Source organism: Salmonella sp. 32100201201700099SM (genome assembly GCF_017572645.1).
Lineage (GTDB): Bacteria > Pseudomonadota > Gammaproteobacteria > Enterobacterales > Enterobacteriaceae > Salmonella > Salmonella enterica.
Genome location: NZ_JAGERQ010000011.1, coordinates 15,890 through 30,057, shown reverse-complemented (window position 1 = coordinate 30,057; position 14,168 = coordinate 15,890). Strand labels below are relative to the sequence as shown.

General features: G+C 55.1%; 9 protein-coding genes and 1 pseudogene. 5 read left to right on the top strand and 5 right to left on the bottom strand.

What is annotated here, in order from left to right; translation table 11 throughout:
- The first annotated feature begins 16 nt into the window (after positions 1-16).
- From J4685_RS17170 to J4685_RS17160, 3 genes and pseudogenes are all read left to right on the top strand, one after another.
- Positions 17-1,573 carry a bifunctional metallophosphatase/5'-nucleotidase gene (locus tag J4685_RS17170; RefSeq protein WP_000865268.1) on the top strand — a complete coding sequence of 519 codons (1,557 nt, stop codon included), beginning with the start codon at positions 17-19 and terminating at the stop codon, positions 1,571-1,573.
- 264 nt (positions 1,574-1,837) lie between these two features.
- Positions 1,838-3,077: pseudogene (locus tag J4685_RS17165) on the top strand (serine hydroxymethyltransferase).
- Positions 3,074-4,180: an alanine racemase gene (locus J4685_RS17160; RefSeq protein ID WP_000976817.1), complete on the top strand. Its 1,107-nt coding sequence runs from the start codon at positions 3,074-3,076 to the stop codon at positions 4,178-4,180. Before J4685_RS17165 ends, J4685_RS17160 begins: the two are co-directional and overlap by 4 nt.
- On the opposite strand, the gene J4685_RS17155 is transcribed toward J4685_RS17160, so the two are convergent.
- A complete protein-coding gene (locus tag J4685_RS17155; RefSeq protein ID WP_001090458.1) occupies positions 4,125-5,606 on the bottom strand; it encodes a PLP-dependent aminotransferase family protein in 1,482 nt (493 codons plus the stop codon). The genes J4685_RS17160 and J4685_RS17155 overlap by 56 nt on opposite strands.
- Positions 5,607-5,884: 278 nt before the next feature.
- On the opposite strand from J4685_RS17155, the gene metF reads away from it, so the two are divergent.
- Both metF and katG read left to right on the top strand, forming a co-directional pair.
- Entirely contained in the window at positions 5,885-6,775 is an 891-nt protein-coding gene (metF, locus tag J4685_RS17150) for a methylenetetrahydrofolate reductase (RefSeq protein WP_000007507.1), read from the top strand.
- A gap of 164 nt (positions 6,776-6,939) precedes the next feature.
- Positions 6,940-9,120, top strand: coding sequence for a catalase/peroxidase HPI (gene katG / locus J4685_RS17145; protein ID WP_000108111.1), 2,181 nt, complete (start codon positions 6,940-6,942; stop codon positions 9,118-9,120).
- A 106-nt stretch (positions 9,121-9,226) separates the two neighbouring features.
- Here katG and J4685_RS17140 read toward each other — a convergent pair whose 3' ends face one another.
- The 4 genes from J4685_RS17140 to J4685_RS17125 all read right to left on the bottom strand — a co-directional run bounded on the left by J4685_RS17140 (position 9,227) and on the right by J4685_RS17125 (position 13,989).
- Positions 9,227-10,330 carry a glycerol dehydrogenase gene (locus tag J4685_RS17140; RefSeq protein ID WP_000374040.1) on the bottom strand — a complete coding sequence of 368 codons (1,104 nt, stop codon included), beginning with the start codon at positions 10,328-10,330 and terminating at the stop codon, positions 9,227-9,229.
- Between the two features lie 11 nt (positions 10,331-10,341).
- Positions 10,342-11,004, bottom strand: coding sequence for a fructose-6-phosphate aldolase (fsa, locus tag J4685_RS17135; protein WP_000424866.1), 663 nt, complete (start codon positions 11,002-11,004; stop codon positions 10,342-10,344).
- Positions 11,005-11,258: 254 nt separating this feature from the next.
- Positions 11,259-12,095, bottom strand: a complete 837-nt coding sequence (locus J4685_RS17130) for a helix-turn-helix transcriptional regulator (RefSeq protein ID WP_000274595.1) — start codon at positions 12,093-12,095, stop codon at positions 11,259-11,261.
- Between the two features lie 160 nt (positions 12,096-12,255).
- The gene (locus tag J4685_RS17125) at positions 12,256-13,989 is read right to left on the bottom strand and encodes a phosphoethanolamine transferase CptA (RefSeq protein WP_001192089.1); all 1,734 of its coding nucleotides are present in this window, start codon (positions 13,987-13,989) and stop codon (positions 12,256-12,258) included.
- Positions 13,990-14,168 lie beyond the last annotated feature (179 nt).

Below are 14,168 nucleotides of genomic sequence, written 5' to 3'. Positions count from 1 at the left end.
TGAAAGGGACTTATTTATGAAAGTAAAACTGCTTGCAGCCAGTATTTTGTTCACGCTGCCGTTCTGGGCCTGCGCCAAAGATGTCACCATTATTTACACCAACGATCTACACGCCCATGTGGAGCCTTATAAAGTGCCGTGGATTGCTGACGGTAAACGCGATATTGGCGGTTGGGCCAATATCGCTACGCTGGTGAAGCAGGAAAAAGCCAAAAATAAGGCGACGTGGTTTTTTGATGCCGGAGATTACTTTACCGGACCGTATATCAGCAGCCTGACGAAGGGTAAAGCGATTATCGATATTTTGAATACCATGCAGTATGACGCTGCCACTATCGGTAATCATGAGTTCGATCATGGCTGGGACAATACATTGTTGCAACTGAGCCGGGCGAAATTCCCTATCGTACAGGGCAATATTTTTTATGAGGACAGCAGTAAATCCTTCTGGGATAAGCCGTACACCATTGTTGAAAAAGATGGCGTCAAGATTGGCGTAATCGGCTTACACGGTGTCTTTGCTTTTAATGATACGGTTTCCGCCGCGACGCGCGTGGGCATTGAGGCACGCGATGAAATTAAGTGGCTGCAACGTTACATTGATGAACTTAAAGGTAAAGTCGATCTGACCGTCGCGCTGATCCACGAAGGCACCCCGGCCCGCCAGTCCAGCATGGGGAATACCGATGTGCGACGCGCGCTGGATAAAGATATTCAGACCGCAAGTCAGGTAAAAGGGCTGGATATTTTGATTACCGGCCACGCGCATGTCGGTACGCCGGAACCGATTAAAGTCGGTAATACGCTGATTCTTTCAACGGACAGCGGCGGCATTGATGTCGGCAAATTGGTGCTGGACTACCAGGAAAAGCCGCATCAGTTTACCGTGAAGAACTTCGAGCTGAAGACCATTTTTGCTGATGAGTGGAAGCCAGATCTGCAAACGAAACAGGTGATCGACGGCTGGAACAAAAAGCTCGATAAAGTCGTGCAGCAAACGGTGGCGCAGTCGCCGGTTGAGCTGACCCGTGCGTATGGCGAATCGTCGTCGCTGGGGAATCTGGCGGCGGATGCGCTGCTTTTTACGGCGGGGAAAGACACCCAGTTAGCGCTTACTAACTCTGGCGGTATCCGCAACGAAATCCCGGCTGGCGCGGTGACGATGGGGGCGGTAATCAGTACCTTCCCGTTCCCTAATGAACTGGTCACGATGGATTTAACCGGTAAACAATTGCGCAGCCTGATGGAGCATGGCGCTGGCTTAAGCAACGGCGTATTGCAGGTGTCTAAAGGGCTGGAGATGAAGTATGACAGCAGCAAACCTGTCGGCCAGCGGGTTACCGTGCTGACGCTCAATGGCAAGCCGATTGACGATGCTACGGTTTATCACATCGCTACCAACAGCTTCCTTGCCGACGGCGGCGATGGTTTTGCGGCATTCACGGAAGGCCAGGCGCGGAATACCTCCGGCGGCTACTATGTGTCGAATGCGATAGTCGATTACTTTAAGGCGGGCAACACCATCACGGATGAGCAGCTCAAAGGAATGCGCGTTGCGGATGTGAAGAAGTAAGGGGTTACTTGCCTGTGCGCAATGGCCTTTAGCGCATTCAGGCCGGACGGCGGTATGTCTGGCCTGGATCATTCGTGGACCGCGGATATCAACCGTCTGGCGTAGCGCCTGCAATTTTGCCGGGTTACGCGCTGTGTTCCCGGCATGTTCCTGCTGAAATTTACCCCTCTATCCGGTGGTCTGCGTCCTGCGTAAAAAGTGGCGGGGTGCGGGGGAAACTTTCCCTGCGAAAATCATCGCATGATGAATTTTCGGGGGAACCGCATGATAAACAACGATCCGCTTTTTGATCTGCTTAACAAAGAGCAACAGCGCCAGCAGCACTCGCTGGAACTGATTGCCTCGGAGAATTTCGCCAGCCCTGCCGTTCTTGCGGCACAAGGGTCGGTGTTAACCAATAAATACGCCGAAGGCTATTACCAGCACCGCTACTACGGCGGCTGTAAGTTCATTGATGAGGTTGAGATGCTGGCGATAACCCGCGCGCAGCAACTTTTCGGCGCGCGTTACGTTAACGTGCAGCCTCACTCCGGCAGCCAGGCGAATCAGGCGGTATATCTGGCGCTGCTGAAACCCGGCGACAAAATTCTGGGCATGAGCCTGCAATGCGGCGGCCATCTCACTCACGGTTCGCCGGTCAATCAATCCGGTAAATGGTTTAACGCCTTTCATTATGGCGTCGATGCGCATAGCGGTCTTATTGATATGGATGAGGTTGAGACGATCGCGAAGCGTGAGCGCCCGCGGCTGATTATCGCCGGGGGATCGGCCTACCCACGACACTATGATTTTGCCCGCTTTCGCCGCATTGCCGATGCCGTCGGCGCGATACTGCTGGTGGATATGGCGCATTTTGCCGGGCTGGTGGCGGGCGGCTGTTTCCCCCTCGCCGCTGGCGTATGCCGATGTGATTACCACCACCACGCATAAAACGTTGCGCGGGCCGCGTGGCGGCATGATTCTGGCCAACGACGCCCGGCTGGCGAAAAAAATCGACAGCGCCATCTTTCCCGGCTTGCAGGGCGGGCCGTTGATGCACGTTATCGCGGCTAAAGCGGTGGCGCTTGGCGAAGCGCTACAGCCTGAATTTAAACGTTACGCCGGGCAGGTAATCGAAAATGCGCAAGCGATGTGTCAGCAACTGGCGCAGCGCGGCCTGACGCTGTTAACGGGCGGTACCGACTGCCATCTGGGCATTATCGACCTGCGCCCGCAGGGGTTAACCGGCGCTCAGGTGGAATACTTTCTCGAACTGGCGGGGATCACGGTCAATAAAAACACGCTGCCAGGCGATCCGCAGCCGCCGTCGATTACCTCCGGGATTCGCATTGGCAGCGCAGCCTGCGCCACCCGCGGAATGAATGCCGATGATTTTACGCTGATCGCGGACTGGATCAGTGAAATTATTTTTGCCATCAAGACGCCGAATATTACAGATATTTGCGCCGATATTCGGCAAAAAGTGACTAAATTAACCACCAACTATCCGTTGCCTTACCAATGATGAAACTTGCTGAAATTCAGGCGGCGTGCGGCGTTCTTTGTGTAGATCTCGCCGCTGTCGTTGACAATTATCAAACGCTGGCGCGCCATGTCGCCCCCGCGCAATGCGGCGCAGTACTGAAAGCCAATGGCTATGGTCTGGGGGAGGAGGCGATTGCGCCAGCCCTGTATGCGGCCAATTGCCGGATCTTTTTTGTCGCGCAACTTTCTGAAGGGGTGGCGCTACGTAAAATCCTGTCGGCTGACGCGATGGTGGTGTTGCTTAATGGCGTCATGCCGCAGGCGATGCCGCTTTGTTGCGCGCAACAGATCACGCCGTTGCTGAATTCTGTTGACCAGGTGATGGCGTGGCTGGCACTACAGGAGGCGCGGTCGCAGCGGCGTCCGGTTTTGATCCAGCTTGATTCCGGCATGTCGCGGCTGGGGGTGACGCCGGAGCAACTGGCGCGGCTGGCCGCGATTTTTCGCCAGCGTGGCTGGGCTGCGCCAGACTATATCATCAGCCATCTGGCGAACGCCGACAGGCCGGATCATGCGTTAAATGTCTATCAGCATACGCTACTCCAGCAGGCAAAAAAGGCATTCCCAACCAGCCGTTATTCGCTGGCAAATTCCTGCGGTATGTTTCTGCATCCGGCCTGGCGGGAAGATCTTTGCCGTCCGGGCGTTGCGCTGTTCGGCGTCGCCCAGCCGTGGTTTTCAACGCCGTTAAAACCGGCATTTACGCTGACGTTGACCATTTTGCGCGTGCAAGACGTGCCGGTTGGGACGCCGATTGGCTACGGCAGTACGGTTACTACCACTCGCCCGCTGCGTATCGCCACGGTATCCGCCGGATACGCTGATGGGATTCCGCGTAATTTGCGTCCTCTGGCGGGCGTGTGCTGGCGCGGGGTTCGGTTGCCGGTGTTGGGGCGGGTCTGCATGGACAGCTTTATGGTGGACGCCAGCGCCATCATGCCAACGTCTGGCGATGTTGTGGAGTTTATTGGCGTGAGCCAGACGCTGGAAGAGGTTGCTGCCGCCTGCGATACCATCCCTTATGAGATTATAGCCCGGCTTGGCGCACGTTTTCGGCGCATAATGCAGCCCGCAGAAGCTTGACTCCATTTTCAATCTCGTAGGGGGTAAACGCGGCGAATCCCAACAGCCAGCCCGTGGGCGCGGGGTGCGTCAGCCAGAACTGGCGCATCCCGGCGATGTTTAACCCGGCCCGCCGCGCGGCGTTAAGGGTCTGTTGTTCGTCAATACCTTCATGCAGCCAGCAGGGCATTTGTAATCCTCCGGGCGTCACTACCGGCGTCACCCAATCACTAAGATGCTGGTTGATGGCCTGCGCCAGGCACGCCTGCCGCACCGCGTACATACTGCGCATGGTGCGGATATGGGCGGCAAAATGGCCGGATGCGATAAATCGCGCCAGCGTCAATTGGGTCAACGCGGGCGTTGCGCCATCAAGCAAATTACGCGCAGCGGCAAAGTGCGCGGCCAGCGACGCAGGCACCACCAGATAACCAATGCGCAGACCGGGGTAGAGCGTTTTGCTGAAGGTGCCGACATACAGGGTGCGCTGCTCGCGATCTAACCCCTGCATACAGGCGACGGGCGCGCCGTTGTAGTGAAATTCACTGTCGTAGTCATCTTCGATAATCCAGGCATTATGCGCCTGTGCCCAGTCAATCAGGGCATGACGCCGCGCCAGAGAGAGCAAATGACCGGAGGGAAACTGGTGCGACGGCGTAACGTAAACCAGCGGCGCAGGCGGCAGTTTATCCACCCGAATACCGTCTCCATCGACTTCAATGGGAAGAAGGTTGAGCTGTGCGGCGGAGAATGCCTGACGCGCGCCGGGATAGCCTGGATTTTCCATCACCACCGACTGCCCGGCCTCTGCCAGCAGTTGCCCGCATAGCCAGAATGCCTGACGCGCGCCACTGACAATCACAATCTGCTGCGCGTCGACCTTCGCGCCGCGTTCAAAATTGAGATAATGGGCAATTTGCTGGCGCAGTTCCTGCTCTCCCTGCGGATCGCCATGCAGCATTAGCGTATGCGCCCGCTCGCGCTGGATCTGGCGGGCAAAATTCTGCCAAATGGTTTGCGGGAAGTTTCGCGTTTCCGCAAGGCCGAGCGTAAACGTCTGCACCCGGCGGGCATCGAAAGATACGGCGCGATCGGCAATCGTCTGCCAGCGGGCGCTAAGCGTGGGCGTCTGGCGAGGCGATGGCGGCAGGCTGTGCTGCCCCTGAATATGCGGAACCCCTTGGCGGCTGGCGAAACTCCCGGCCCCTTGCCTGCGGGTCATAAAGCCGTCGCGCTGAAGCTGGGAATAGGCATTTTCGACGGTATCCCTGGAAAGGTGCAGCCGCTGGGCCAGCGCGCGAGCGGAAGGTAGCTTTGCGCCATCAGCCAACGCACCGGAAATTACCAATTGGCGAAAAGCGTGGTACAGGCGCAGATGCAGCGGTAGATTGCGCCACGCTTGCGCGTCGATCATGATATGTATCGACTCGAAATTCGCTGTGTTCATCTTCTGGTTCCCCCGTCCCTGCGTCGCCAAAGTCGTTGAATCATATCATTTACGCCTTATTTTTTATGTGTTGAAGAACACCCGGAACCGTATGAAGAAGGTATTGCTCAAGATGATGGAGAATGAAGTTTTTTCAACTTTGCTGAATATTCCTCATTCTTTGGCGTGATTTTTCAGTTGACGTCCTTCCGCTTTTCCGTCATTTTTACATCTGGACGTCTAAACGGATAGATGTTTACAGCACAACAAATAATAACATGCGATTGATGAGGTAAGGTATGAGCTTTTTTCACGCCAACCAGCGGGAAGCCCTGAATCAGAGCCTGGCGGAAGTACAGGGTCAGATTAACGTTTCGTTTGAATTTTTCCCGCCGCGCACCAGTGAAATGGAGCAAACCCTGTGGAACTCCATCGATCGCCTGAGCAGCCTGAAACCGAAGTTTGTTTCGGTAACGTATGGCGCCAACTCCGGGGAACGTGACCGCACTCATAGTGTTATTAAAGGCATTAAAGAGCGTACTGGGCTTGAGGCCGCGCCGCACCTTACCTGTATTGACGCCACGCGCGATGAACTGCGCACCATCGCCCGCGACTACTGGAATAACGGTATCCGCCACATTGTTGCTTTGCGCGGCGATTTGCCGCCGGGCAGCGGTAAGCCGGAGATGTACGCCGCCGATCTGGTTGGTTTGCTCAAAGAGGTGGCCGATTTCGATATTTCAGTAGCGGCCTATCCGGAGGTACATCCGGAAGCGAAAAGCGCGCAGGCCGATCTGCTTAATCTGAAGCGTAAAGTGGATGCTGGCGCTAACCGCGCGATAACCCAATTTTTCTTCGATGTGGAAAGCTATCTGCGTTTTCGCGACCGCTGTGTTTCCGCCGGTATCGACGTAGAAATTATTCCCGGCATTTTACCGGTGTCTAACTTTAAACAGGCGAAAAAATTTGCCGATATGACCAATGTCCGCATTCCGTCCTGGATGTCGCTGATGTTTGAGGGGCTGGATGATGACGCAGAAACCCGCAAGCTGGTGGGCGCTAACATTGCGATGGACATGGTGAAAATTTTAAGCCGCGAAGGAGTGAAGGATTTCCACTTCTACACGTTGAATCGTGCGGAAATGAGTTATGCCATTTGCCACACGCTGGGCGTAAGACCGGGTTTATAACCTCCAGCTCCCTGCCGGGAGCTTTATTACACCTCATATTGATCTACATCTCTGTAACTAAAAATATAAAAGGTATTAGCTATCGAATCTGTGGATTAATTCAACTATATCTATTTGCTCCTGGTGTATATCGTAACGGTAACACTTTAAAAGGGAGCTGAGATATGAGCACGACCGACGATACCCATAACACGTTATCCACTGGAAAATGTCCTTTCCATCAGGGGGGGCATGACCGAAGCGCAGGCGCAGGGACTGCCAGCCGCGACTGGTGGCCGAACCAGCTTCGCGTGGATCTTTTGAATCAACATTCCAACCGTTCTAACCCGCTGGGCGAAGACTTTGACTACCGCAAAGAGTTTAGCAAGTTAGACTACTCCGCCCTGAAAGGGGATCTCAAGGCGCTGCTGACCGATTCACAACCGTGGTGGCCCGCCGACTGGGGCAGCTATGTCGGTTTGTTTATTCGTATGGCCTGGCATGGCGCTGGCACCTACCGTTCTATTGATGGTCGTGGCGGCGCGGGTCGTGGTCAACAGCGTTTTGCGCCGCTTAACTCCTGGCCGGATAACGTCAGCCTGGATAAGGCGCGTCGTTTGCTGTGGCCGATTAAGCAGAAATATGGCCAGAAAATTTCCTGGGCCGACCTGTTTATTCTGGCGGGTAACGTGGCGCTGGAAAACTCCGGCTTCCGTACCTTCGGTTTCGGCGCCGGGCGTGAAGATGTCTGGGAACCGGATCTGGATGTGAACTGGGGCGATGAAAAAGCCTGGTTGACTCACCGACACCCTGAAGCGCTGGCAAAAGCGCCGCTGGGCGCGACCGAGATGGGCCTTATCTACGTTAACCCGGAGGGGCCGGATCACAGCGGCGAACCACTTTCTGCCGCCGCCGCTATTCGCGCTACCTTTGGCAATATGGGGATGAACGACGAAGAGACCGTGGCGTTGATCGCTGGCGGGCATACCCTCGGTAAAACCCACGGCGCGGCAGCGGCATCCCATGTAGGGGCCGATCCGGAAGCCGCGCCGATTGAAGCGCAGGGCTTAGGTTGGGCCAGCAGCTATGGTAGCGGCGTTGGTGCGGATGCTATTACCTCCGGGCTGGAAGTGGTCTGGACGCAGACGCCGACCCAGTGGAGCAACTATTTCTTCGAGAACCTGTTCAAATATGAGTGGGTACAAACCCGTAGTCCGGCTGGCGCTATCCAGTTTGAAGCGGTAGACGCGCCGGATATCATTCCGGACCCGTTCGATCCGTCGAAAAAACGTAAGCCAACCATGCTGGTCACCGACCTGACGCTGCGTTTTGATCCGGAGTTCGAGAAGATTTCCCGTCGTTTCCTTAACGATCCGCAGGCCTTTAATGAAGCCTTTGCTCGTGCCTGGTTCAAACTGACGCACAGAGATATGGGACCAAAAGCGCGTTACATCGGACCGGAAGTGCCGAAAGAAGATCTGATCTGGCAGGACCCGTTGCCGCAACCGCTCTACCAGCCAACGCAGGAAGACATTATCAACCTGAAAGCGGCGATCGCTGCATCCGGGCTTTCTATTAGCGAGATGGTTTCGGTTGCCTGGGCATCCGCGTCTACTTTCCGCGGCGGCGATAAGCGTGGCGGCGCTAACGGCGCGCGTCTGGCATTAGCGCCTCAGCGCGACTGGGAGGTCAACGCCGTTGCGGCTCGCGTTCTGCCGGTATTAGAAGCGCTCCAGAAAACGACGAATAAAGCCTCGCTGGCCGATATTATTGTGCTGGCGGGCGTAGTCGGTATCGAGCAGGCGGCCGCTGCTGCGGGTGTCAGCATCAGCGTACCTTTTGCGCCGGGCCGGGTGGATGCGCGTCAGGATCAGACCGACATCGAGATGTTCTCGCTGCTTGAACCGATTGCCGATGGATTCCGTAACTATCGTGCGCGTCTGGATGTGTCGACGACCGAATCGCTGTTGATTGATAAAGCGCAGCAGTTAACGTTGACCGCGCCGGAAATGACGGTACTGGTTGGCGGGATGCGTGTGCTGGGAACCAACTTTGACGGCAGCCAGAACGGTGTCTTTACCGACAGACCGGGCGTGCTCAGCACAGACTTCTTCGCTAATCTGCTGGATATGCGTTACGAGTGGAAACCGACCGACGAATCTAATGAGCTGTTCGAAGGCCGGGATCGTCTGACTGGCGAGGTGAAATACACGGCGACCCGCGCCGATCTGGTGTTTGGTTCCAACTCCGTACTGCGCGCGCTGGCGGAAGTTTACGCGTGTAGCGATGCGCACGAGAAGTTTGTGAAGGACTTCGTCGCGGCATGGGTGAAAGTGATGAACCTGGACCGTTTCGATCTGTTGTAAATCTTATGCCGGATGACGCTAACGCTTATCCGGCCTACCGTCTCATATGCCCACCGGGCAAAAAAATCCCCGCGCAATTGCGGGGATTTTTCATTGCAAGCCGACCTTATTCCCATTCCTGCAAGAAGCGTTGACCGTACTGGTCGGCGACCAGCAGCGCGGCGTACACTTCATCCGGCGTTGCGCCGCCAGGTATGTTATGAATAGTTTCACCTTCTGCGCAGGAGGCTTCCGCGACGGTGCGCATTTTGGCCGGGATATCCTGTTTAATATCCAGTTGCGCCAGCGTAATCGGCAGGCCAACGGAATGGCACAGTGCCGCAACGGTTTCGATTTCTTCGACCGGCGCGTTTTCCAGCACCAGTTGCGTCAGCGTACCGAAAGCGACCTTCTCACCGTGATAATAGTGGTGCGCATCCGGAATCGCCGTTAAACCGTTATGAATCGCGTGCGCTGCGGCCAGACCGCCGCTTTCAAAACCGACCCCGCTCAGGTAGGTGTTGGCTTCGATGACGCGTTCCAGCGCTGGCGTGACGACGTGCTGTTCGGCGGCCAACATGGCTTTTTCGCCTTCTTCGATCAGCGTGTTATAGCATAGCTCCGCCAGCGCCAGCGCGGCCTGTGTACACTTGCCGCCCGCCATTGTGGTGGCGCCGCTGCGTGAGCAGGCGCGCGCTTCAAACCAGGTCGCCAGCGCATCGCCGATACCGGCTGCCAGCAGACGCGCCGGCGCGCCCGCCACTATCTGCGTATCGACAATGACCATATTCGGGTTATGCGGCAGCAGCAGATAACGGTCAAACTCACCGGCATCCGTATAAATAACCGAGAGCGCGCTACACGGTGCGTCGGTAGAGGCGATGGTCGGCGCGATAGCGACCGGGACGTTCATAAAATGCGCCAGCGCTTTGGCGGTATCCAGCGTTTTACCGCCGCCGATACCCAGTACGGCACCACACTGACTTTTCTCGGCGACGGCGCGCAGCCTGTCGATCTCATTTTGCGAACATTCGCCGCCAAACGGGGCGATTTCTACTGACAAACCGGCACCCGTCAGGCTTTTGCGCAGCGTCTCTTCGGCAAATCCCAGCACGAATTTATCGCCCACAACCAGCCAGTTGTTCGCCATTGGTTTTAAATAATCGCCAAGACGCGCGATGACGTTTGCACCCTGAATATACTTACCTGGTGACTGAATAATGCGATCCATACATTTCTCTCCTACAGGTTCAGATTACCAAAAGCGTTTTTCCAGTCTTGCTCAAACTTCTCTATTGCTGACTCTACCGCAGGCGTATTGAGCATTTGTTGCGCTACATCTAAAGGAAGGGTAATCGCCTGGCAACCTGCCAGTAAGCAATCCAGCGCCTGCCGCGGTGTTTTAAAGCTGGCCGCCAGCACCATGCTGTCGGGAGCGTGATGTTCCAGTAGCGTTTGCAGCTCCTGAACCATACGAATGCCATCGCCGCCCTGCGCATCAACGCGGTTGACGTAGGGAGCGACATATTTTGCGCCCGCCAGCGCCGCCAGCAGGCCCTGCGACGCGCTGTAGACGGCGGTGCCCAGCGTCACGATGCCTTCTTTTTTCAGCAATTTAATCGCTGCAAGACCTTCGGCGGTCACCGGAATTTTCACCACAATGCCGGGGATGGCGTTATTCAGTCGTTTGGCTTCTTCCACCATCCCTTTCGCGTCGCGGCTCATGGTCTGCGCAAATAAAGTGCCTTCTTCGCCGATGGCGTTTTGCAGCCTGGGCAGCACATCCCAGATAGATTCTTTGCTGGCTGCCACAATGCTTGGATTGGTGGTGACGCCGGCAATCGGGAAAATGCGCGCCAGACGTTCAACTTCCGCCACGTTAGCGGTATCCAGATAGAGTTCCATAGTCTTTCTCTTCGTGAGTTTTCGTTATGGACAGGATAAAGGAGCGTGCCCCGGATGCGCTATGTGACAAATCTGCCAAAAACTGGACAAATGTGATGCTCTTGGTAAAGTGTGATTTACTTCACAAGTTGGTGATGGTTAACGTATAACGTGCTGTTGTATGCCATGTGGGGGAGTGAGGTTTTTGCATTGATATTACAATAATCCAGTAAATGCGCGTTTTATCTACTGTATTCTTTTTACTGGCGTGTGGATTATTTTTCCGTTAGCTGGCTGTGATACTGGCGGCGATACTCCGACGGCGAACGTTCCGTATTTTTGCGAAACAGGCGGCAGAAATAGTTACTGTCGACAAAGCCGCAACGGTGCGCTACCTCTTTCACTTTCAGGTCATAGCCCTTCAGCAACGTTTTGGCGTGTTCCAGTCGCGTATGGTTCAGGTATTCGTTAAAGCCGATGGCCCCCGTTTTCTGGAACAGGTGCGAGAGGTAATTTGGCGAGATATAAAACGCCTGTGCTACCGATTCACGCGTCAACGGCGCGGCGTAGCGTTCATCAATATACTCCCGAATGGCTTCAAAAAGCGCGCGGCTGCGGGAGGCGGTCTGGATTTGGCTGCCGAGCAGATCGCGGCAATGGCTTAGTAGGCTGGCGACAATCAATCTGGCCGTTTGCTGCTCTTGCGGCTGCATCTGCATCTCATTAAGCGTTTGTAACAGGAAAGAGCCGATACGCGGGCCACGGCGCGCAACGTGCTGTTTCGTGAGGTTTTGATGCTGCTGACCATCCCAGTGGACTACGCTGAAACCTAACTGCTGTTTGCCAAACAGAATGCTCAGGGTGGTGACGGGCGTTTGCCACTGCGGGATGTTCCAGCCGCCAGCCGGAACGTAGAGAACATCGCAAGGAATGAGCGGGGCGGTAATGCTCATGTCAGTAAGCTCGCCCTCCAGCACAATCTCCAGCCGCGGAAAATCCACCTGGTACGCCAGTTCCGGCGCTGGGCCGCTGGCGCTGGCAAAATAAATCTGGCGCAGCGGCAGCGGGCCGTTGATGAGACGGGAGAGAAGGTGGCTGACGTCGTGATACATGATAATCCCCTGCCGATCGCAAACAGAGGAAACAGTAACGTCGAAAACCGATGTCCTCAAGCAATTATTGCCGGATAGCGGCGCTTTGCGCCTTATCCGGACTACGGGAGAGAAGAACGCCAGGCCCGATAAGCGTTAGCGTTATCGGGCAACATACAGGCTATTGATTACCGACCTGATCGCCATACGGCAACGTATCATAATCAATCAGCGCGTTTTTCTTATACGGGTTGCCAATCCAGCGCGTGGTCTCTTTGAACTGCGGGTTGGTGATGGAACGCGTCGGGTCGTAACCATCATAGGTCAGGCCCGCTAAGTCCGACCAGGTATGGATAAGCTCGGAACTGCTGTACTTACGATCGACATCCTGTGAGAAGTCGCGCGGATGCGCCGCCTGCCATTTCTCTGAGGTCCACAGCAGGAACGGCACCGTATACATATGACGGGTTGGCGAATCTTCGTTTCGTCCCTGCGTCTTATGCGGCGGCGTGTCATACACTTCTTCACCGTGGTCGGAGAAGTAGAGCAGGAAACCGTTCGGATCGGTCGCTTTATAGTCCTTAATCAGGCTGGCGACAACATAGTCGTTATACAGGTTCGCGTTGTCGTAATCGTTATACGATTCCAGTTCGTCGCTGCTTAATCCCGGCGGAACATGGTCGGTTTTACCATCAAACTTGCCCTGGTTTTCTGGATAGCGGAACTTGTATTTAATGTGCGTTCCCAGCAGATGCACAATAATGAATTTTTTCGGCGCCGGGTCGGCTAACACCGCTTTAAACGGCGCCAGCACGTTGCTGTCATATTCGCGCGCGCTTTGAGTGCGCTGCTGGTTCATATAGAACTGCTTATCAGTCTGCTTAGAGAACACGGTCAGCATGGTATTACGCGCCGTCATCGTCTGCTGGTTAGTGATCCAGAAGGTTTTATACCCGGCCTGTTTCATCATATTCATCAGCGATGGCTTCGTCAGATACCAGTCCGGGTTCTTTTCGTCCGCGAACGTTAGCGCCTGTTGCAGGATCTCAATGGTGTACGGTCGCGAAGTTACCACATTATTAAACACGGTCAGCCCGGGGTCGGTTTTATGCAGCGCGTCCAGTTCCGGCGTGGTTTCGCGCGGATAACCGTACAGACTCATACGGCCACGCTGGGTCGATTCGCCAATCACCAGTACCAGTGTGCGCGGCGCATCGCCGGAGTGGTCCTGGAAGTTAGCCAGCGGCGGCAGGGCATCGTTTTCATTCAGCAGTTTATTCAGCGAGGCGATCTGTAAACGGTACTGATAGTAGCCAGTAATAAATTGCCACGGAGCGGCGGGTTCCATTCGTGACGCCAGGCTATCCAGCGTTTTCTCCATCGACTTATGCTTGATAAAGGTATTCATCGCGATGGGATGGAGGATCAGCCCGTACAGCAGGGCAAACGACACCAGATAACGCCAGGGGGATGGAATATAAACCGGGCGCAGACGTGTCCACAGCAAAATCGCCGCCACCGTATAAGCCAGCGCGACAAGAACAATTTTCAGACTGAAATATTGGCTTAAATATTCGCTGGCTTCATTGGCGTTGGTTTCAAACATCACAAACAGCACGCTTTGCGAGAACTCCTGCCCGTAGATTACGTAATAGCTCAGCGCCGCCAGCGAGGCGGCCCAGAGTACGACGCCAATAACGGCAGCAATAACCCGGATGCGGCCTGGAAACAGAAAGACCGGGATCAGCCACAGTGAGCTGTACAGTAGCGAATCCCGCAGACCGTTTGTCCCGCTGTATCCGGTGAGATAAATAATGGCCTGCAGGAGGGTGGAAAAGAACCAAAAGTAGAGCAGTGCCCAGCCCAGGGCTTTCCAGCTAAACGCGGGTTTAGTCTGGAGTAATGTGGATTGCATAATGAGAGCCTGTCTTTAATCGTAGCGCCAAACGTAACGCCTGAACCTTAAAAGAATCTGAAGCAAACCTGCTTTATGCCGCACGTTTTGCTAAGAAAGATTTATAAATGCATAAAATGTGCAGACAGGAATATATTGAAAAAATGACGAGGATGACAGCAGTATTTCATGCCGCCCCC

Coding starts and splice junctions, on each gene's coding strand:
- katG (WP_000108111.1), top strand. CDS start 6,940: ATGAGCACGACCGACGATACCCATAACACGTTATCCACTGGAAAATGT.
- J4685_RS17155 (WP_001090458.1), bottom strand. CDS start 5,606: ATGAACACAGCGAATTTCGAGTCGATACATATCATGATCGACGCGCAA.
- J4685_RS17140 (WP_000374040.1), bottom strand. CDS start 10,330: ATGGATCGCATTATTCAGTCACCAGGTAAGTATATTCAGGGTGCAAAC.
- J4685_RS17170 (WP_000865268.1), top strand. CDS start 17: ATGAAAGTAAAACTGCTTGCAGCCAGTATTTTGTTCACGCTGCCGTTC.
- J4685_RS17160 (WP_000976817.1), top strand. CDS start 3,074: ATGATGAAACTTGCTGAAATTCAGGCGGCGTGCGGCGTTCTTTGTGTA.
- metF (WP_000007507.1), top strand. CDS start 5,885: ATGAGCTTTTTTCACGCCAACCAGCGGGAAGCCCTGAATCAGAGCCTG.
- J4685_RS17130 (WP_000274595.1), bottom strand. CDS start 12,095: ATGTATCACGACGTCAGCCACCTTCTCTCCCGTCTCATCAACGGCCCG.
- fsa (WP_000424866.1), bottom strand. CDS start 11,004: ATGGAACTCTATCTGGATACCGCTAACGTGGCGGAAGTTGAACGTCTG.
- J4685_RS17125 (WP_001192089.1), bottom strand. CDS start 13,989: ATGCAATCCACATTACTCCAGACTAAACCCGCGTTTAGCTGGAAAGCC.